12 protein-coding genes and 1 pseudogene are annotated in these 19,929 nt (G+C 58.9%); all 13 read right to left on the bottom strand.

Annotated elements, in window-relative coordinates; translation table 11 throughout:
* Positions 1-43 precede the first annotated feature (43 nt).
* Positions 44-1,975 (bottom strand): chromosome partitioning protein ParA, encoded by a 1,932-nt coding sequence (locus KZ686_RS01705; RefSeq protein ID WP_265632897.1) that lies wholly within the window; start codon positions 1,973-1,975, stop codon positions 44-46.
* Between the two features lie 511 nt (positions 1,976-2,486).
* A pseudogene (locus KZ686_RS01700) lies at positions 2,487-5,564 on the bottom strand (type III restriction-modification system endonuclease); the annotation flags it as partial.
* Entirely contained in the window at positions 5,561-6,616 is a 1,056-nt protein-coding gene (locus KZ686_RS01695; RefSeq protein WP_265632895.1) for a PDDEXK nuclease domain-containing protein, read from the bottom strand. The gene KZ686_RS01695 and the pseudogene KZ686_RS01700, both read right to left, overlap by 4 nt.
* Positions 6,617-6,626: 10 nt before the next feature.
* On the bottom strand, positions 6,627-7,379 hold the full coding sequence (locus KZ686_RS01690) for a DNA methyltransferase (RefSeq protein WP_265632894.1): 753 nt from the start codon (positions 7,377-7,379) through the stop codon (positions 6,627-6,629).
* Positions 7,286-8,587, bottom strand: a complete 1,302-nt coding sequence (locus KZ686_RS01685) for a site-specific DNA-methyltransferase (RefSeq protein WP_265632893.1) — start codon at positions 8,585-8,587, stop codon at positions 7,286-7,288. Before KZ686_RS01685 ends, KZ686_RS01690 begins: the two co-directional genes overlap by 94 nt.
* 27 nt (positions 8,588-8,614) lie before the next feature.
* Complete coding sequence (locus KZ686_RS01680; protein ID WP_265632892.1) at positions 8,615-10,726, bottom strand: ATP-binding protein; 2,112 nt, start codon at positions 10,724-10,726, stop codon at positions 8,615-8,617.
* Positions 10,723-12,114: an SIR2 family protein gene (locus tag KZ686_RS01675; protein WP_265632891.1), complete on the bottom strand. Its 1,392-nt coding sequence runs from the start codon at positions 12,112-12,114 to the stop codon at positions 10,723-10,725. Before KZ686_RS01675 ends, KZ686_RS01680 begins: the two co-directional genes overlap by 4 nt.
* 21 nt (positions 12,115-12,135) lie before the next feature.
* Positions 12,136-12,798: a DUF4391 domain-containing protein gene (locus tag KZ686_RS01670; RefSeq protein ID WP_265632890.1), complete on the bottom strand. Its 663-nt coding sequence runs from the start codon at positions 12,796-12,798 to the stop codon at positions 12,136-12,138.
* The gene (locus KZ686_RS01665) at positions 12,795-16,082 is read right to left on the bottom strand and encodes a helicase-related protein (protein WP_265632889.1); all 3,288 of its coding nucleotides are present in this window, start codon (positions 16,080-16,082) and stop codon (positions 12,795-12,797) included. Before KZ686_RS01665 ends, KZ686_RS01670 begins: the two co-directional genes overlap by 4 nt.
* A gap of 10 nt (positions 16,083-16,092) precedes the next feature.
* Positions 16,093-17,139: a Fic family protein gene (locus KZ686_RS01660; protein WP_265632888.1), complete on the bottom strand. Its 1,047-nt coding sequence runs from the start codon at positions 17,137-17,139 to the stop codon at positions 16,093-16,095.
* Between the two features lie 224 nt (positions 17,140-17,363).
* Entirely contained in the window at positions 17,364-18,239 is an 876-nt protein-coding gene (locus KZ686_RS01655) for a tyrosine-type recombinase/integrase (RefSeq protein ID WP_265632887.1), read from the bottom strand.
* Positions 18,125-18,574 carry an Arm DNA-binding domain-containing protein gene (locus KZ686_RS01650; protein WP_265632886.1) on the bottom strand — a complete coding sequence of 150 codons (450 nt, stop codon included), beginning with the start codon at positions 18,572-18,574 and terminating at the stop codon, positions 18,125-18,127. Before KZ686_RS01650 ends, KZ686_RS01655 begins: the two co-directional genes overlap by 115 nt.
* 196 nt (positions 18,575-18,770) lie before the next feature.
* The gene (gene ychF / locus KZ686_RS01645; protein WP_265632885.1) at positions 18,771-19,862 is read right to left on the bottom strand and encodes a redox-regulated ATPase YchF; all 1,092 of its coding nucleotides are present in this window, start codon (positions 19,860-19,862) and stop codon (positions 18,771-18,773) included.
* Between the last annotated feature and the right edge of the window lie 67 nt (positions 19,863-19,929).

Genomic DNA, 19,929 nt, shown 5'->3' with positions numbered 1-19,929 from the left:
AAGCGCTCCACTGATGTCAGGCCGATGTGGCTATAACGCCGGTTTACATATCCAGCGGTCGGGATTTCATACCAATGCGTTTCTTGAACAGGAAACCATCCTCCTCCCTGCTATGCAGCCGCACTCTTACAAAACCCTCGAAGGCCGGGGGCACCTCTGTGGATGTGGTAACCACATACTGGCAGGCTGCACTGGCACGATCCTTGGCAATCTTCAACAACGACCAGAGTAACACTTCACTCATTTCGGCTTCCCGTGGCGAATCATGCAACAAAAACCCAGGATGGCTGCTTTCAGAATGGCTGCTGTCCAGTAGGCAAACTAGGTCTCCGGCGAGCGTTTCCAGAACGCCATAGGTGGTCGAATGCATTGGCCCCATATGAAAAGGCGGCGTTTTGTCACAGTCGAAATTTCCCCAGGCAAATCCAGGAATGCTCCTTGCAATCGAATCTGCCGCGTTTCTCAAAGCTTGCGTGCGTTCGGCATATTGAGATTGCTGATGATGAATGGCCAGAGTGATCTGCCCGATCTCCTTACCCAGTGTCACCTCGTCGTTTTTCAGGGCCGCCAATTCCTGCCAATCAGACGGGTTGGCAATGATGCCTTCATAGTCGTCGTATTCAGCAATCGCCGTCTCCAGATGATTCTTTCTGCCGATAATGATTATTTCCTGACTTTTATTCTCATCCAATGAGCTTGTCAGGGATACGACCCTGGTATCAAAAGGAGACAGTTTCTGTTCTAACTCACCCAGAAATTTTTTCTGTTGCCTCAGTTCTGATTGGTATTCTTCGTTCTTCCTCTGGCGTTCCCTGGCGTCGCGGATAGAACTGAGCTGTACGACATCTATCCGCTCGCGGACATAATCGCAGTCGCGCATCAGCCGGTTGCCTGGCACACAGAGCAGCGGCAGTTTTTCCTGTAGCGCTTCTGGCTCTTTCTTCAGGCGTTCAACTTCCGTGTTGTTGCCGTTGATGGCCGCTTGTAGCTGGGCGATGCGGTTTTGCAGCGCTTTTTGCTGCTGTCTGAGTGGCGCCTGTTGCTCAAGAACGGCCAGTCTCTCCTGTTCCAGATGGTCGCGTTGTTGGCGATTTTTCTGGAGCTCCTCGTCACATTGCTCGATCCGTTGCTGGGCCAGCCCATACAGTGAAGTTTCATCGAACAAGGAAGCCGCGCGAAACGGCGAAGATTCCTCTACACCCAATACCGCTGCCAACTGGTGTTTTACGTGGACCAGCAGGTCCGCTGGCCGGCGCTCCAAACTGGCTATCTTTGTGCGTAATTGGCCGAGACTGGTTTCCTTACTTTTCAACTCGTTATGGAGAGAGGCGTCCTTCAATAGGCCGAGCACAATTTTCACCAGCAGCGCCGGGGATCGTGCGGGTAGGGAGAAGCCGGTGCCCTCGATGCGCCAGTGGTAGTAGCTCTGGTAGCGGCTGCCCTGGTCGCGGGAGCACCAAGCCAGCAGGTGTTGCCATTGGATGACCTGATTCGAGCCGGGCAGATTCCGAACGGGCAGGATATTGGCTAGCTTTTCATCCAGTGCACGGACATAGGCATCGTGCTCGTTGTTGACCTCATTGGTAGCAAGTTGCTGCCAGGTCGCGCCTCTGGCCGCGCGGTACCGCTTCTGGTGTTGCCAGGGTTTCAATACCGTCCAGGCTTCGCCGTCCAAATGCACAAGCGCGGCCACCGCGCCATTCGGCACGGCGTGGCACAGTTCGTCGCGCAATGGGGTTCCTGCCGCCCACTGAGGATCTTCGAGTACGAAGCGCAGCAACTGGCAACAGGCCGTCTTGCCGACGCCGTGGCCGGGGCTGCCTTCCATGGGTTCCGACAGGATCAAGTTTAGGCCGCGTTGCAAGGAGATTTCCCGCAACGGTGTTGCCGATTCCAGCGATTCGAGGAGCCACAGGGTTTCCACCCACACCCTGGGTTGAGTACGTCCGGCTTCTTTGGCTGCTATCGTCACCATGACTTCCACCTTATGCGCGTTTATGCGCTCCCAGGTCCGGGGCGTCGATGTTTGTTTCCCTTTCTACGGCCAGTGCGTCAAGGGTCTGCTGCTGGTAGCTGCTGGCTTGCAGCAGACGGCCTGCCAGCAGCCGGGTACATTCATCGCCAAGGATGTTGCTGAGATCAGCGCCGCTTGGTATTTCCAGTGCTTGGCCGGTAGGGATGGCTAACAGACTTCTAACCCAACTCATGACCAATGGCAGCCGTTCCAGCCGCTCTTGCGTGCGCCATTGTTCTAGTGCCTCGCTGTACTCATTGGCCTCCACTTGTGTCAGCAGGATCATGCGCAAATCCTGCTCGGACAGAGACCCGCTTTGAATCACCTGATCGCAGACCAGACCCGCCAGCCAATCCTCAGCTTCGCAGCAAGGGACGGCATCCAGCAGATAGTGAATGTAGGGTTTTGTCCTACGAGGAACTTCCACCAATCGGGTAGGCATCATATGCTGAGACGACTGTTCCTCGTCCATCACGATATCCATCAGCTTGCCAAAGCTATCCACCACGTCGTATTTGACGTTCTCCGGGGCGTAGCGGAGATTCATCTTGTCAAAAAACTTGCGGGCGCACTTGATCTTGGTTTTTTCGATTTCGCGCAGTTCCATCGTGGACATGGAACCCTTGGTTTCGGCAACGAAGTAGATGTGCTTGACCGTGCCTTCCTTGAAGCTGATCGCCCAGTCCGGGTTGTAGTCACCCACGGGCGTGGGAATCAGGAAGCCGCGCGGCAGCTTGGCATAGACCACCACTTCATTGGCCGTATCCAGTTCTTTCACGAACTCGCGCTCGATGTTCGAGTCGGTCAGCACGTAGTCGTAGATGTGCCGTTGCAGCTTGTTCCCGGCCTTGCTGAAGTCCTGCTTGGTCTGCCCGGCGGTGAAGATGTCCAGATCGAACTTGTCCTCGACCGGGTCGTAGGCTAGATGCTCGATGATGACCGTCGCCTTCTGTTCGTTGATGAGCCGTGTGGCCTCGGCGATGAAGTTCTCTGGGTTCCTCTTGAACTGCGCAAAGACCGCGACGTTGATGCCCTTGAGGATTTCCGCCACCGTCCGGCGGGTCAATTGAGTACCTTCGGCCAGCTTGCCGATCAGGTCGTACTTGACCGCTGAATGGATCGACTGCTTGTTGTATTCGGTCTTTGTTTCGGAAACCTTGAAACCATCGCCACGCTTGAGCGCCTCGCCAGTCACCTGGTCGATCTGTTCGCCGGCCTGGATGGTGTATTGCAGTGGGGTCACGCGCAGGGCCGCGTCCAGCTCCTTGACTGCCTTTTGCACCAGCTCGTCCGAGTCGAAATCGACACTGTAGGCCGCCTTGCGGTTGATGCGGTTCCACAGCGCCTTGAACTCCTGCTTGTCGAAGTTGGCGTTGAGCGGATTCTTTTTCGGGCGGCGGTCGTCGCCGATGTCGGGCAACTGGCTTTCGCTGAAGACGCTATCCACAAGCGCGAACACTTGGTCGCCCAAGGAAGCGAGTTCATCCGGCAGCGCAGCCAGGGTGCCGTCCTTCTTGGCCTGATGATATTTTTCGGTGATGTTGCGCTTCTTGTCGACGTAGCCGTTCTGAATCAGATAGAACTCGATGTCGGTCGCTTGATCTTCTGTGACAGCCGCTGAGCCGGTGGCCGTGGTCACCATCTTGCCAGTAAAGAATGCCTTGTCCGCCACGCGCGGACGTTCCGACAACGACTCGCTGATGTCCTGTTGCAGCGCGGTCACGAAGTCCTTGTAGCTCTCGCTAGCCACTACCGTCAGAACGTTCACGTCGTGAACGGTGGCCGGGTGATCCATCCGGTCACCATTCTGGTTGACCGACAGCCGCAAGCCGCGCCCTACTTCCTGACGGCGGGAGATGGTGTTGTCGCTGTGCTTGAGCGCGCAGATGACGAACACGTTCGGGTTGTCCCAGCCTTCGCGCAACGCCGAGTGCGAGAAGATGAAACGCACCGGCTCAGCGAGCGACAGCAGCCGCTCTTTGTCCTTCAGGATCAGGTCGTAAGCGTCCACGTCATCGGACAACCCCGCGTTCTCGCCGCGCGCGGCAACCGCCGAATCCACCTGCCGCTTGCTCTTCTTGTCGATGGAGAAGTAGCCGCGGTGGGTCTTGTCCGCCGCGATGCCTTTCAGGTACTTGACGTAGGCCGTCTCGTCCAGGTCGAGCATCTCGTTCAGGTACTGCGTGTACTCCTCTTCAAAGATGCGGGCGTATTCGCCTTTTTCGTCCGCCTGCGCGTAGTCGCGGTACTTGGCCACCTCGTCGATGAAGAACAGGGTCAGCACCTTGACGCCCTGTTGGAACAGTGCCTGCTCCTTATCGAAGTGCGCCTTGATGGCCTCACGAATCTGGATGCGGCGCAGCGCCACCTCGGTCACGTCGCCGGTGGCGTCGCCGACCGTCAGCTCCACGCCATTGGTAAAGCTCAGGGTGTCGGTGTTGGCGTTGATGTCCGCCACCACGTAGTCGCGGTATTGATCCAGTCCACCCGACAGCTCGAACAGGTTGTCGCCCTTGCCGAGTTTTCTCACAACGCGCTTGATGCTGCCGCCCGCCAGCTTCTGCTCGAACTCGACGCGCGCCTCGGGCGGCTTCTTGCTCGAAATCTCGATGGATTGCAGGTACAGATAGCCCGCCGTGCCCGCCAGCCCCTTCACCGCGATGCCGCGCACGGCGATCTTCTTCACCAGCTTCTGGTTGTAGGCATCCAGCGCATCCAGCCGGTGAATCTTGTTGTGGGTGGTCTTGTGGGTGGCCGAGTAGCGCAGCACCATCAGTGCCTTGAATGCTTCCAGCGAATCCAGCGTTTTCTTGCCTTCCATCTTCTGCGGCTCATCCAGTATCAGGATCGGACGGTTGGCGCTGATCACGTCGATGGGTCGGCGGGACTGGAAGTCGTCCAGTTCCTCGTAGATGCGGCGGTTGTCTTTGCCGGTGGCATTGAAGGCCTGCACGTTGATCACCATCACGTTGATGCCCGCGTCCGACGAAAAGCTCTCCAGGTGGTGCAGTTGCTTGGAGTTGTAGATGAAGAAGCGCGCCTTCTTGTGGTACGTCTCCAGGAAGTGCTCGGCGGTGATGTCCAGCGACTTGGCCACGCCCTCGCGGATGGCGATGCTGGGCACCACGATGATGAACTTGCTCCAGCCGTACAGCTTGTTCAGCTCGAAGATGGTCTTGATGTAGCAGTAGGTCTTGCCCGTGCCGGTTTCCATCTCGATGTCGAGATTGACCTTGGCCACCTTGGTCTTGACCAGCGCATCCGACAGCGGCAGATTCTGCGCCCGCTGCACGGCGTGGATGTTGTCCAGCAGAGCCAGCTCCGACAGGGTGAGGTCGGCGTTGCGGAAAGCCGCCTCCTGCTCTGCCGCCGCATCCGGCGCGGCCTCCAGCGCCAGCGCGCCCTGTGGGCTGGCCGGCGCCGCCTTGCGGGTACCGGGGTCAAGGCGGTAGCGAATGCCGCCGTGATGCGGCACCTGCCCCTTGAAGCAGTCCACCACCGCCTGCACGGCGGCGGTCTGGTAGGCCTGGGTCTTGAATTTCAGCTTCATGCCTGCGCCTCCCCGGGCGCATCATCCGCATCCCGCAGCTCACTTTCGATGTCCTCGATGCGAGGCAAGTCTGTTTGCAGTTCCTTGGGCAAGGCCTGCACCAGTTGATACTCCGCGACACCGATGGGCTTGTTCATGTCGCGCAAGGCGTACTCGGCCACCACCTTGTCGCGGTTTTTGCACAGCAACAGGCCCAGACTGGGGTTGTCGCTGGGATGCCTGAGCTGGCTGTCCACCGCGCTGAGGTAGAAATTGAGCTTGCCTGCGTATTCGGGTTGGAACTCCCCGGCCTTCAGTTCCACCACCACATAGCAGCGCAACTTCAGGTGATAGAACAACAGGTCGATGTAGAAATCCTTGTCGCCAACTTCCACATGCACCTGCCGTCCGACGAAGGCAAAGCCCGCACCCAGCTCCATCAGGAACTGGGTAACGTGCTTGACCAGCGCATCCTCGATGGCACGTTCCTGCGCCTCCTTGCCCAGACCGAGAAAGTCTAGGCGGTACGGGTCTTTCAGTGACTCCCGGGCCAGATCCGACTGCGGCCGGGGCAGGCGCTGGCTGAAGTTGGTGATGGCCGCGCCTGTACGCTGGCGCAAGCCGGATTCGATCTGCATCACCAGCACGTTGCGCGACCAGCCGTTTTCCAGCGCCTGCGCGGCGTACCATTGCCGCTCCTCGGCGGTCTGAAGCTTGTCCAGCAGGGCCAACTGGTGATACCAGGGCAATTGTGCAAGCGCCGCTTGCACAAATTCGCCATCCGGCCAAGCCTCGGCAAAGGCTCGCATGTACTTGAGGTTGCGCGGGGAAAAGCCCTTCATGTCCGGAAAGGCGTTGCGCAGATCGTGGGCCAGCCTGTCCACCACCTTGCTGCCCCACCCCTGGCTGGCCTGGCGCGCCAGAATGTCCTGACCGATCTGCCAATACAGCAGCACCAGCTCGCGATTGACCGCAAGTGTGGCGCGTTGCTGCGCGGCATGGATTCGCTGTTTGAGCTCAGCCAACCAGTCGGCATAGCCCGTGGGGCTGGCAGTCAATTCTTCTTTGCTCATGTGCACCCCCTCAAATGCTCTTCACTTCGGTGGATGGCGACAAGAGCGTGAAGATCTGCTCCACGTTGATCTTGACGGCGCTGTCCTTGAACCCGGCATCGCGGAACACCACGCGCAGCGGCTTGTGCGTGGCCAGTTCCTTGACGAAGGCTTCATCCACGCCGCCATGCGCGTCGAAGCAGGCGGCCAGCACATTGCCGTCCACGAAGAACACGTCTTTGCCCTGGATAGGCTTCTTCTCGATGGGCAGGGCGAGGTCAACGCCCCAGTCCAGCATCACCTGGAACAGCAGGTCTTCCGCTGTGCGGTCGGGCTTGATGTTGTCCACGAACAGGTCGAGGTTGGCCTTGTCCAGCGCATCGGGGGCGTAATAGACGTCGGCCATATTCGACGTGTCGATCTTGAGGACGCGGAAGCCGATGTCCATACCCTTTGAATCTGCTCCCTGAGCGATCTTCTTTCCAGCCTCCCGCAGACGCTTCTTCGTGATGTCGGCAATCGTGGCATATTCAGTCCGTCCCGTTTCTTCAGGAATTTGAGCTAGGATGAAACGCCGCTTAGACCCGTGTGCCTGATTCACCTTCATGACCGCATGCCCCGTGCTGCCTGAGCCTGCAAAGAAATCAAGAATGATGTCGTCGGGTTTGGTAACCAGCTCAATCAACTCGGTCAGGACATCGGTGTTCTTCGGAAACGGGAACCAGCCTTTCCCGACGAGTTCTTCAACCTCCAGCGTCGCAGAACGTCCGTCCCGGTAGAACACAGAAGAGTACGGCTCGCTGTCGATTTCAAAAAGGTAGCTTTTCCGCGTCGGAATCGTCGTCTCGTCAGGTCCAAAGTGAATGCGTGGGGGAGTCTGGGCAAGCGCCCATTTCGTTTTTTCCTCATCCCACCGCCAACCTGTTGACGGCTTCTTGCACGACTTTCCGGTGACTGGGTGAAGGATGTCGTGGCGTGGCCTGGACTCACGACCGTCATCCGGTCCTGCAAAGTCAGCCGCGAAGTACAGCCCGCGATCATCCGACCAGTTGTAGTGCTTGTGTGCCTTGCGAGGATCGTCGTTCGGAAGCTGCTTGTACCAAGCCTGTATCTCTGCCCGGATGGCCTCGTGGTTGCTCCCAAGCTGGCTTTCAGTTCAGCATATTTTGACAGCACCTGCTCAGCCCCTTCTTTGGGGCGTCGCCAGATTCCACCTGCAAGGACGGACTCCTTATCTCGGACATAGCACAGGATGTATTCGTGGACTTTTGCGATAAGCTTCGAGTCCCCCTTCTTGGAGCGCTGCCAAACAATCTGGCCTATGAAGTTTTCTTCTCCGAAGACTTCATCGCACACCTTGCGAAGATTGTCGGATTCGTTGTCGTCGATTGAAATCAGCATCGCGCCGTCATCGCGCAGCAGGTTGCGCGCGAGCTTCAGTCGCGGATAGATCATGGTCAGCCAATCGGAGTGAAAACGACCGTTCGCTTCGGTGTTGGCAACCAGTCGGCCACCCTCCGAGTCGGCTTGATTGGACTGTTGCAGGTAATCGCCGACATCTGTGCTGAAGTCATCTTTGTAGATGAAATCCTTACCCGTGTTGTACGGCGGGTCGATGTAGATCATCTTCACCTTCCCCAGATACGTCTCCTGCAACAGCTTCAATGCGTCGAGGTTATCTCCCTCGATGAACAGGTTCTTCGTTGTATCGAAGTCCACGCTCTCGCCACGCACCGGCCGCAACGTCTTGGCAATCGGCGCATTGGCCGTCAGCAGCGCCTCGCGCTTGCCCGGCCAGTTGAGGTGATACCGCTCCTGCGGCCCTTCCACCAGCGAAGCAGAAAGCTCCTGCCGCAACTGGTCGAAATCCACCGCCAGCCGCACACTGCCATCCTCGCCCCGCGCCTCGGTCACGCAACTAGGGAACAGATCGCGGATGCGCGCGATGTTGTCTTCGGTCAGGTTGGGCGAGTGCATCTTCAGCTTTTCCATATCAATCTTCTCGTCGCTTGCGAGTTGTTAGGTGTCCGAGCCGTCTTCTGGCTCACCATTCAGGGGGATTTGCTGCCAGTCGGCGGCAATGGCTTGCCAGTCAACGGTTCGCTCAATGGCGTTCCCCTCGGAATCCTTGTCGAGTCCGTCTCCAGACCATACGGCCCAGAAGTCGGGATCATCCGACTTGGGCCGGTGATCCTTGGGCAGGTTGTTCATCTGTACCAAGACCGGGAGTTCCGACGCCCAGCCCAGCAGGATGGCATGGCGCGCGGGCAACGATGGCAGGTCGCGCAGCAGGCCACGCAGGTTGTCCGGAACCAGCTTGTGAACCAGCTCCTGATCGCGGTCGTTACTGATGCGGTGGAGCAAGTAGCTGTTGCACTGAGACAGCACCGTTTGCGACAACTCGCTGGGCCGTTGGGAAGAAAGCACCAGCCCCAAGCCAAACTTGCGACCTTCGCGGGCGATCTTCTCGAAGACCTGGCAGCAAATGGCTGCCGAATTCTGGTTCTCTGCGTCGTCCGGATAACGGCGGATGAAGGTATGGGCTTCCTCCATCACCAACACGGTCGGGAGTGTCTTGCCAGCGTTGAGCTTACGGTAGCGTTGCAAGGCTTCCAGCGTCATTCGAGCAATCACGGCCGTGATGATGTGAACCACTTCGGCCGGTACCAATGAGAGATCAATAACAGTAACGGAGCCGTTCGAGGCTTGGCTGTCGCCGAGATAGCGGGTCAGCCAGTCGTGCAGCTCCATGCCTGCCGTGCCGCCAGCTATCGTCTTCATGCGGCTGTCCGACAAAATCGTCCTGATCCGCATGAGCATCGTCTCGACGTACTCGGAAACCCCCATCAATTCGGCGTTGGCTTCTACGCTGCGGAGCAGTTGGTCGCCAGTGAATGACCGTGGTACGTCTGCATCAATGGGCAGTGCGTCGGTATCACCGCCACCGAAAGCCGAGTGGGTTTCACTCAGTAGATGCAGCAAAGCATCGACTTCCTGCCGGGTAAATACCGGCGGCCAATCCCCTTGATGGGCTCCCAGTAGCTGCGTGAAATGATGGGAAAGCTGGGCGATTGAATCGCTTTCCTGTTGGGTGAAGGATGCACCAGCAACAAGTCCTTCGTTCCAAGCACGAAGGCGGTCTCGAAAGCCTCGTGCCTGACCTGGCCCCTTCCAAGGTCCACCCGCATTGCGCTCGATATGAACAGCACTAACCAGAGTCCGCAAATAGCGGCGCATGTCGCTGCTCGCGGTGGGTGCAGCATCAACTGAGCCATCTCGCACTGATCGCAGTGCCTGAATCAAGGTTGGGCGCTGGGTTCTGGCGCTGGCCTGGGTGAAAGCGCTCCACTCAGCGCTGTTCCAGAACCACAAAGGAACCTGGAGTTGTTTTACGCCTTCAGATGGATTAACGGCAAAGACTCGTGCCTTGCCCATGCCCTTGAACGTGTTCGCATATTCGCCATTGGGGTCGAGCACGATGAAGCGTGCATTCGGGTCAGCGCCATTGCGCGCTTTTCTGGCAGCATCCATCGACCAGCGAACCAATCCGGCAACCGAACACGACTTGCCACTGCCCGTATTGCCAAGCACGGCCAAGTGACGGCCAAAGAGGCGGTCTGGGTCGATTCGGACTTCCGCGTTGGCTGCCAATGGACTCACGCCGATCTTGACGCGGCGGTTCTCTCCTGATTCAACGATGGCGCGAAGTTGAACCTGCGTAGGCAATAACACCGGATCGCCCACCGATGGATAAGCTTGTACGCCGCGCCTGAACTCGTAGCGATCCTTGCCATCGCTTTCGCCCGCGTAGAACAGAAGGCCCAAGGGGTTCAGGCTCATCTTGCGCAGCGGGTAGGGCAGGTCCACCAAGCCGAAGTCCTGCATTCCCTTGCGCTTGGGATACTGCGAACGCTCCACGGTAATCCATTCCACTTGGGCCACCAAGTAGCCTTGGTCGCTTGGCGAAAGCACGTAGCCGTTGATGCGCGGAAACGGGCGAGGCGTGCCCGTGTTCAGAGAGACTCCGTCAGGCGCCTCAATGTCCAGCAGTACCTTGATCTCGTCGGGAGAGACGAAGTCAATCGTACCGATGCGCAAGGAGTCTGCGTGCGCCAATGGAGAGATACTCATACCGGACCACTCCAGTCTTCAGCGTCCTGCCCTTTGGATTTTGGCGCGCTTTGCTTGGTAGCAAATCGCTGCTTGAGCAGCTCGCTCATCCGGAACGTAGTCTTGTCAATGGCAGCCTTGGGCAGGTAGTTCTCCGTAAGTATCGTCAGGTCGGCCAGCGCCGGGCCGATCAACAGGCTGACTTGCGAAGGCCGGCCGATCTGCTCGTAAGTCTGCATGATGCGATCAAGCGGGTCGTCGCGCGAAATTACGACCAAGTGCGTGGATGGGATGGTGAGCATGTCCCGAATTACGCGATTGATGTGCTCATCGCCAAAGCTGTAGCCGTATGTCACGAGCGTGCTGTTGGGTCGGCACACGGCCGCAGCCAGATCCCGGAACAACTCCACATAGGGGTAGTCGGCGGTTTCCCTGTCCTTGGCGGCGTTGGGGTAGATCATCAGCTTGTGAGCTGTTGCGCCGCTCAAGCCAGGAGCCTGTAAATACGGTTCAACGGCATCAGCTCCGAACGGCAGGCCGATGCGCCGGATATCCTTGCCTGTCTGTACCCAATCCACAGAGCCGTGCAGCTTGACGAAGCGAGCCACGCCCTCCAAGTACCGAGGCTCGCCACGAATGCCCGGCGGGTTGTAGTGCATGTCCAGGTCAAGCCGCGAGGAACGGAAGATAGGCATCAAAGTGCCAAGGAAGCGATCCAGTAGATGCAGGCCAGCCAGTTCCGCACCGGCTTCGATCAGCCGGTCGTAGTTGGTGGTGAAGATGCTCAAGCGGTCGCGCGTTCCCGTGCGGCTTGCAAAGCTCATCAGGAAGGTCACCAACGCGGTAAAGGCGCGCTCACGTTGAGTGTCAGGGGCAGTCGCGATCCCGGCTTCACTTTTCAGGATGGATTCGGCGAAAGCCTTCATTCCTTCTTCGAGTTCATCCCGCAAGGTCGTTGCTTTGGAGCTTTGAACGATCTCCAAGCCGCGCAACAGCTCATTTGCTACGCGCAGTTGATCTTCAACATTTCCTTTCTTGCGCCCAGCCTGCTCTGCGGAAGTCTCCGCAGCCGCAGTGATCTTGTCTTGATGGATGGACAGAGGGATTGTCCCCATCCCCGCTGCGCTTGTGCCTGCAGCCAGAAAATGCACCGCATGCGTCAAGCCAGAACCTGCCAGTAGAGAAAGGTGTTCCGACTGAAAAAGCGATGTCAGCCATGGTTCGATGTGTTCCCGAAGCTCCTTCTCTCCGAACGCATCCGAGCCGACCCAGGATGCGTCACTGCCCTCCTGCAGTTTGAACTTCTGATTGTCGTCAGGCCCAAAGCGCAACGGCTTGTGATCGTCTCTAACCTTGACGATGTTGGGGAACTGATCGTTGGAGTGTGTTGGATTGCTTTTCTTCGACATGACATCAAGTTCCTGAACGCTTCAGCGGATCAATGCTTTGTAGTCATTCTTCAACTGCCGCAATTGGGCATTGATCTCCACCTTGCGGTTGAACTGCTTTTCCTTGGCCAGCCGCGCCGAGGTCTTATCCAGCTCGCGCTGCTTGGCCTGCACCTGTTCGATGCGCGCCACCAGCTCAGCCAGTGTTTCCTGTGGCCGGACTGACAGTGGGATCAGGCGGTGCAGCAATTGTTCGTACAAGCCGCTCAGGTGCAACGCTACGGGCATGGCTGTCCGCGGGCTGCCGGCCGGCAGCCAGTCGGTCGCAAAGTAGTCCGATATCACCCACCGGTTCGCATCGGACTCGTTCAGGCGTTTGTAGGCGGCGATAACCTGAGTCCTGTCCTCGAAGGCCAGCTCGAACACGATGGGGAACGGAATGGCCCCGTCAATGCAGCGCAACACGTCACGATGGAGTTCCGGCGTCTTGAGCTGAAGGCTGAATACCTGAATTTCTGGCACGCCGGGCCGCGCAGGCAGGTGAATCGTTTCCGGCGCGAGCTTGAACGCCCAGACGATCTGCTCGACTTGCTTGACGAACAAGTCTTTGACGCGGGTGGTCGCGCCGCTGTGTTCGTAGATCTTGTTCTTGGGCAGCACACGCCCGAAGGCTGCCTGCTTGGGGTAGGCGATCAGCGCACTCATCCAGCCTCCTGAATCACGAGGAAGCTGATGAGTTCGAAGTCGTCCAGGCCCGAGATGGTGTTAGTCAGCGCCGTGGTCTTGCCACCAGTGAACAGGCTGTCGAGATCCTTCTCTTCCTTGACCTCGATCATTGAATGGATGGCCTTGTTCAACAGCTCGGAATATGGCTGCATCTTTCGGCCGTCGGCGGTAGCCTTGTTGAAGCGTTGGCAGACCTCCGCAACCGGTGCCGCTTGCCCCTTGCAGCACGAGCGCACCAGGTCGAGCAGACGCTTGACCTCGGTGTGGTCGTGAACGACTTCGCCCTCGCGGTTGATGTACACGAGGTAGTAAGGATGCAGCCGGTTGTGCTGTGGGAGGTGGGCGGGCGGGTTCACGCCTGCGTTGCGGTTGCGCAGCGTGAAGATGACGCCGGGGGCGAGGCCGAGATCGGGGTTGGCGGGAACAACGGCGTGTAATCCGTTGGGCGATTTGTCCAGGTCGCCGTGGGCCTTCACGTAGTTCAGCAAGTCCATGCGGAAATCGTTGAGGCCAAGATCGGTGATGGAGACACCGGTTTTCAGGTCTTCCAGCTCAATGACTTCTTCTTGCAGGCGGCGCAGTTGTTCCTTGCGGTAGGACACGTCGTTGGCCTGCGCGGAGATGACGTTGTCGTCGCCGGTGGCGGTGACATCCACGATCATCATCCGGTTTTCGACGCGCTCCTTGAGGTTGATGTATTCGTCCAGCGAGATGTCCGGCCAGTAGTTCACCAACTGGATGCTGGTGTTGGGTGAGCCGATGCGATCCACGCGCCCGAAGCGCTGGATGATGCGCACGGGGTTCCAGTGGATGTCGTAGTTGATGAGGTAGTCGCAGTCCTGAAGGTTCTGGCCTTCGGAGATGCAGTCCGTGCCGATGAGCACGTCGATTTCCGCTGGCTCATTCGGCAGAACGACGGCCTTTTCTTTCGAGCGAGGGGAAAACAGCGTCAGCAGTTCCTGGAAGTCGTACGCTTTGGGCAAGGTGGACTTGGGGCGATCGCTGCCTGTCACCTTGCCGGTATGCAGTTGCAGAGCCTGCAATGCGGGAGCCAGATTGGCGTACAGATAGTCGGCGGTATCGGCGAAGGCGGTGAAGATCAGGATCTTCTTATTGCCCGGGTTGATGGGGCTGGTGATCTTGCTCAGCACATGCCCCTTGAGATGCTGGAGCTTGGCATCGTCCTCGGGAGTGATCCTCGCCATTGAGGTCAGCAGCGCTTCGATGTGGGCGAGATCGGCTTTCAGGTCGTGTTCCCACGAGGGCAAGTCCATGTCGGACAGACTGATCTTGAGCTTGCCACCGGTGTCGCTGCCTTGTTCGAGCTCATCGAGCAGGTCGTCTTCTTCGGCATCAAGGTCTTCCAGCACGCCGGTCGTGTCATCAACGCTGGCCGCGCTGCCGGTCTGCTTGAAGGCCGCAATCTGTGCCAACGTGTTCTGGTGGTTGGCTTGCAGGGATTGCAGCGTGAGCCTGAAGGACTGGACGGAGCTTTCCAGCCGCTTGAGCAGGTTGACCGTCATCAAGCGTTGCAGGCCGCTTTCTCGGCCTTCCAAGCTTAGGTTACCCTTCTCGTCACCAGACTGTTCATTGAAACGCTCGATGTATTGCTGGCGTTTACTGGCGAGGATGTATTTGGCCGGTGCGTACACCGCCAGCAGCAGCTTGGTCAGGCGCTCGAAAATCTCGTTGAAACCCATCACGTCATTGCGCGTTGTCAGTGCGCAATGGAACGACAAGGGCTTGCGACGCTCAGGGAAATGGCCAATGTCCTTGGTGTCGTAAAAGGTCTGGATATGCCTGCGCGAGCGCGCGATGGTGACGCTATCCAGCAGCTCGAAGAAGTCGAAGTCCAGCGCATCCAAAATGGCGCGTGGCGTGCGTTGCTCTGGCGGCAGCTTCGACCAGGCATTGAATGCTTTCTGCGCGTTGCGGAAGACTTCTTCCACTGATTTGCTGGTGCGCAGCTTCTTGTTGAGATTTTCCGAGTCCCCTTCGTAGGCGAGCGCGAGCTGATTTCTCAGGTCCGTGAAGCGGTTGTTGACCGGCGTGGCAGAGAGCATCAATACCTTGGTCTTCACGCCTTCGCGGATGACCTTGTTCATCAGCTTCTGGTAGCGGGTTTCCTTGTCCTTGTAGGCGTCGTTGTTGCGGAAATTGTGCGATTCGTCGATGACGACAAGATCGTAGTTGCCCCAGTTGATGCGGTTGAGTGGCGTGCCGAACGATTCGCCGCTGGTACGGCTCAAGTCGGTGTGGGCCAGAACGTCGTAGCCGAAGCGATCCTTGGCGAAAGGATTGGTCTTGAGGTTGCGGTTATAGTTGAGCCAGTTGTCGGCCAGCTTCTTGGGGCACAACACCAGGACGGACTTGTTGCGCAGCTCGTAATACTTGACCACGGCGAGCGCGGTGAAGGTCTTGCCAAGGCCGACGCTGTCGGCAAGGATGCAGCCGCTGTAGGTCTCCAGCTTGTTGATGATGCCGGTGGCAGCGTCCTTCTGGTAGTTGAAGAGCTTGTTCCAGATCAGCGTGTCCTGATAGCCGGTGCGGTCGTTGGGCAGAACGTCTTCGTCGATATCGTCGAGGAACTCGTTGAAGATGTTGTAGAGCACCAGGAAATAGATGCTCTCGGGCGCGTTTTCCTGATAGACCGAGGCGATGTGGTCGCAGATTTGCGCAGTGACGTCTTCCAGCTTTTCCGGATCGTTCCAGATTTGATCGAACAGGCTCAGGTAGGTGGCCGTAAAGCTGGGTTCGTCCATCTTGTTGACCAAGTTGGACACGGCATTGCCCTGTTGGTAGCCCAGATCGACGGCGGTAAATCCGTGTAGCGGCGTGTAGGCCGTGTCGGCGCTGCCCGACTGCACGCAGGCGAACTGCTGCATGGGAGCTTTGCTGCGATTGCTTCTGAATTTGGCCTTGCGTCGTAGCCAGTCGGCGCATTCCCGGGCAACCGCCCTCTGGGTGAGTTGGTTGCGAAGCTGAATTTCAAACTCGCTGCCGTAGAGGCTGCGCTCCCGCTCCAGCTTGGGGATGTGGAACTCGCGTCGCTCCTTGCGGATTTTGTCTGTGACTTCGTCGGCCACAAAGGTGGGAGAGGTGAAGATGAAGTCCAGTTCATCGATCTTTTCCAGTTCAGACTTCAAGGCCTCGTAGGCATACATTGAAAAGCACGAGGCCGCGATCTTCAGCCGCGCCCCTGGCCGAATGGCTTGCTTGAGGTCATCTCCCAGCAAGCGGCTGATGTTGTCGATCAGTTCCATCGTGCTCCCCTTACACCCGCTTGGCCCATTTCGCACCTCGCCCCTTGCCAGTCGATTCGATCAGCCCCTCTGATTTCATCGCCCGCAACACCAGCCGCACCATGTCACGGCTCACGCCCGGGCAAGCTTCCTCGATCTCCGAAATCGGGAACGGCAGGGTGCGTCCCAACACTTCCGCTCGCACCCGATCGCCCTTACTGCCACGCCCATGTTCGATGGTGCCGACGCGTTCCTCGAACTCACGATAGGCCCGCAGCAACGCCCCCCAGAAGTAGTCGAGCCAGGGTTTGACGTCGTGCTGCCCCTGGTGCCAGCCTTGCGAGCTGGCTTCCAGCGTCTCGTAGTAGCCTTCCTTGGTGTCCTCGAAGATGCGCTCCAGGCTGATGTAGCGGCCCACGGCATAGCCGAAGTGGTAGAGCAGCAGCAAGGTCAGCAGGCGGGACATGCGGCCATTGCCATCGGGGCAAGGGTGGATGCACAAGAAGTCGAGCATCGCCAGCGGCACCAGCACCAGCGGATCGGCTAGGTGCTGATCCAGTGCGGTGGCGTAGCGCCCTGTCAGATCAGCCATCGCCATCGGCGTGAGATGCGCAGCCACCGGCTGGAAGCGGAGACGCGAAGTGCCATCCGGGTGACGCTCGATGATGTCGTTGTTAGTAGCCTTCCAGCGCCCGCCCGCCTGCGGCATATAGCGGTACAGCAGGGTGTGGAGTTGCAGCACTACGCCCTCGCTGAAGGGCATGTGCGCGGCAGACTCGTGGATCAGCGCCAGGGCATCACGGTAGCCGGCGATCTCCTGTTCGGAACGGCTCTTTGGCGTTGCGTTGCGGATGACCAGAGACTTCAGCCGCGAGGGTGCGACGACAACGCCTTCTAGGCGGTTGGATGACTCGGTGGATTCGACTACCGCGATCTGGCGTAGCCCTTTGAGGGCTTCGGGCGACTGCGCGGCGTAGAGTTGCTGCTTGCCCTGGTACTCGCCCAGTGTGCGCAACGTGGCGGCCTGGGTGCCATCGAAGCGAAGCGCGGCGAGGTACTCGGGTGTGAGCGAGTGCATGGAAATGTAAGCCCAGGCTGTCTAAATGGGGTAATCATAGCCTTCAAATGGGGTAGTGTCTCTAAAAATGCCCCATTATCGGTGTTTGACTACCCCATTTCCAGCGCCCAGCCTTGGGCAAAGGCAAATGGCAAGGGAACGGCCCTCAAGGGACAACGGCCCCATCCAGAAAAGGAAAAAGGCCACCCTGTCCATTCGTTCTGCAACACCCAGCCATCTATTCCCTATGCCGTGCCGCTGCCTTCCGCCGCACTCAGATAGTCCGCCCAGTCCTGCAACAGCGTCCTTCTCTGATCCAGCAGCAGCGCCTTGTTGTACGTCGCCCGCACCTTGTTGCTTTCCACGTGGGCAAGCTGCCGCTCAATCGCATCAGGCCGGTATCCGTTCTCATTGGCCCAGGTTGAAAAGGTCGTCCGCCAGCAATGCGGCGTCGTACCCCGGCCCAGGTTCATGTCGCGCATCGCGTAGGTGAGCCGATTGGGCGTAGTGAAGCCCTTTCCGCTTCGATGCGGGAACAGATAGCGTCCACCACCCGTGATGCACTGCAAATCCTTCAGCACGGCAATGGCCTGCGCCGACAACGGACTGACATGGTCACGCCGCGTTTTCATCTTCGCCGCAGGTCGACGCCACAGTGCATCCTCAAAGTCGAACTCATCCCACTCGGCATCCGCCGCTTCCCCTGGACGGCAGGCGGTCAGCGCGATCAGCCGCAGGCACAGCGAGGTTTCCGGATAGCCCCGGTAGCCGTGCAACTCCTGATAGAACTTCTGAATCTGCTCTCGCGTCATCGCCGCCTTGCTCTCGCTGAACGGCACGCGTAGCAGCCCGCGCAGGCTGGGAATTGGATTTGCCTCGACCGGTCCCCGCACCACCGCAAACTCAAAGATCGCCGAAAGGTCACCTTTGACGTGAATGGCCGCCCACGCACCATGTGCCTTGCATTCCTCCAGTAGCGGGCGGATCTGCTTCACGCCAATGTCGCTCATAGGCATTCCATCGAACTTGGGCGACAGGTACTTCCTGATACGGGATTCTTTCGTGTGGTAGGAACTGAGCGCAAAGACAGGCTTGATCTCGGCCAGGTACGCCTGCGCCACCTTGGCGAACGAGCTTTCCTTTGCGCGCTTGCGTTCCTCCAGCGCCTCCAGGTTGCGCTCTTTGACCTGCCGTCGCTCATGGGCAGGATGGATACTTGCTTGACCAAGGCACGCGCTTTCTCGCGGGTCGCGCGCGCCTCAGCAAGGCTTACTTGAGGAAAGCCGCCAATGGCAAAGAGGTTTTCCTTGCCTTGCAGGCGGTACTTCCACCGCCAGAGTTTGCCGCCGGTGGGCTTGACCAGCAGGAACAAGCCGCCGCCGTCTGAAAGTTTCCAATCTCGATCAGTCGGTTTGGCTGACCTGACCTTGGCGTCAGTGAGTAGATTCTCGGGCATCGTTGGACTCCACTGCGGGGAAAAGTACCCCCACGGTTGAACACGAGTACCCCCAACGCTACCCCCGAATTTTTTAGACCTCGATGAACAATAGGAACGCTCAGGGGACCGTATTGTTTACGCAACCCATTGATTTCAAATGGGCCAACCTGTCCACCAAGCGCTACTGAGCGCCACCGAGATCCAGTAAAAATCGTCAGACGTTGAACAAAAAGTTCATCACATCCCCATCCTTCACCACATACTCTTTCCCCTCCGCCCGCATCTTGCCGGCTTCCTTGGCACCCTGTTCGCCCTTGAAGGCGATGAAGTCCTCGAAAGCGATGGTCTGCGCGCGGATGAAGCCGCGTTCGAAGTCGGTGTGGATCACGCCGGCCGCCTTGGGGGCGGTGTCGCCGACGTGGATGGTCCAGGCGCGCACTTCCTTGACGCCCGCGGTGAAGTAGGTCTGCAGCCCAAGCAGGCTGAAGCCGGCGCGGATCACGCGGTCCAGGCCCGGCTCTTCCATGCCGAGGTCGGCCAGGAACACGGCCTTGTCCTCGTCCTCGAGGTCGGCGATCTCGGCCTCGATCGCGGCGCAGACGGCGACGACCGGCGACCTGGTGGTCTCGGCGTACTTGCGCACGGCGTCCAGGTGCGGATTGTTCTCGAAGCCGTCCTCGCGCACGTTGGCGACATACATGGTCGGCTTGGCGGTGATCAGGCAGAACGGGCGCAGCGCGTCCCATTCCTCGGGCGCCAGGTCCAGCGTGCGCACGGCCTTGGCCTGGTCGAGCACGGTCTGGGCCTTCTCCAGCACGGCGACCAGGCGCTGCGCTTCCTTGTCGCCGGCGCGGGCCGGCTTGACGTAGCGGGCCAGCGCCTTGTCGACGGTGGCCAGGTCGGCCAGCGCCAGTTCGGTATTGATGACCTCGATGTCCGACAGCGGATCGACCTTGCCGGCCACGTGGATCACGTTGGGATCCTCGAAGCAGCGCACCACGTGCGTGATGGCGTCGGTCTCGCGGATATTGGCCAGGAACTGGTTGCCCAGGCCTTCGCCCTTGGAAGCACCGGCCACCAGGCCGGCGATGTCGACGAACTCGACCGTCGCCGGGACGACGCGCTCGGGTTTGACGATCTCGGCGAGGGCCTTAAGCCTCGGATCCGGCACTTCAACGACGCCGACATTGGGCTCGATGGTGCAGAACGGATAGTTTTCGGCGGCGATGCCGGCCTTGGTCAGGGCGTTGAACAGCGTGGACTTGCCGACGTTGGGCAGGCCGACGATGCCGCATTTGAGGCTCATGGTGTTCCGGGCGGTAAGCGATGGCAAAGCCGGTATTCTAGCGGATGGCCGTCCGGACGCCCGCCCG

It is taken from the genome of Cupriavidus cauae, assembly GCF_026210475.1.
Classification (GTDB): domain Bacteria; phylum Pseudomonadota; class Gammaproteobacteria; order Burkholderiales; family Burkholderiaceae; genus Cupriavidus; species Cupriavidus cauae.
The sequence above is the reverse complement of the archived record's forward strand: the minus strand, read 5'-3'. Positions and strand labels throughout refer to the sequence as shown.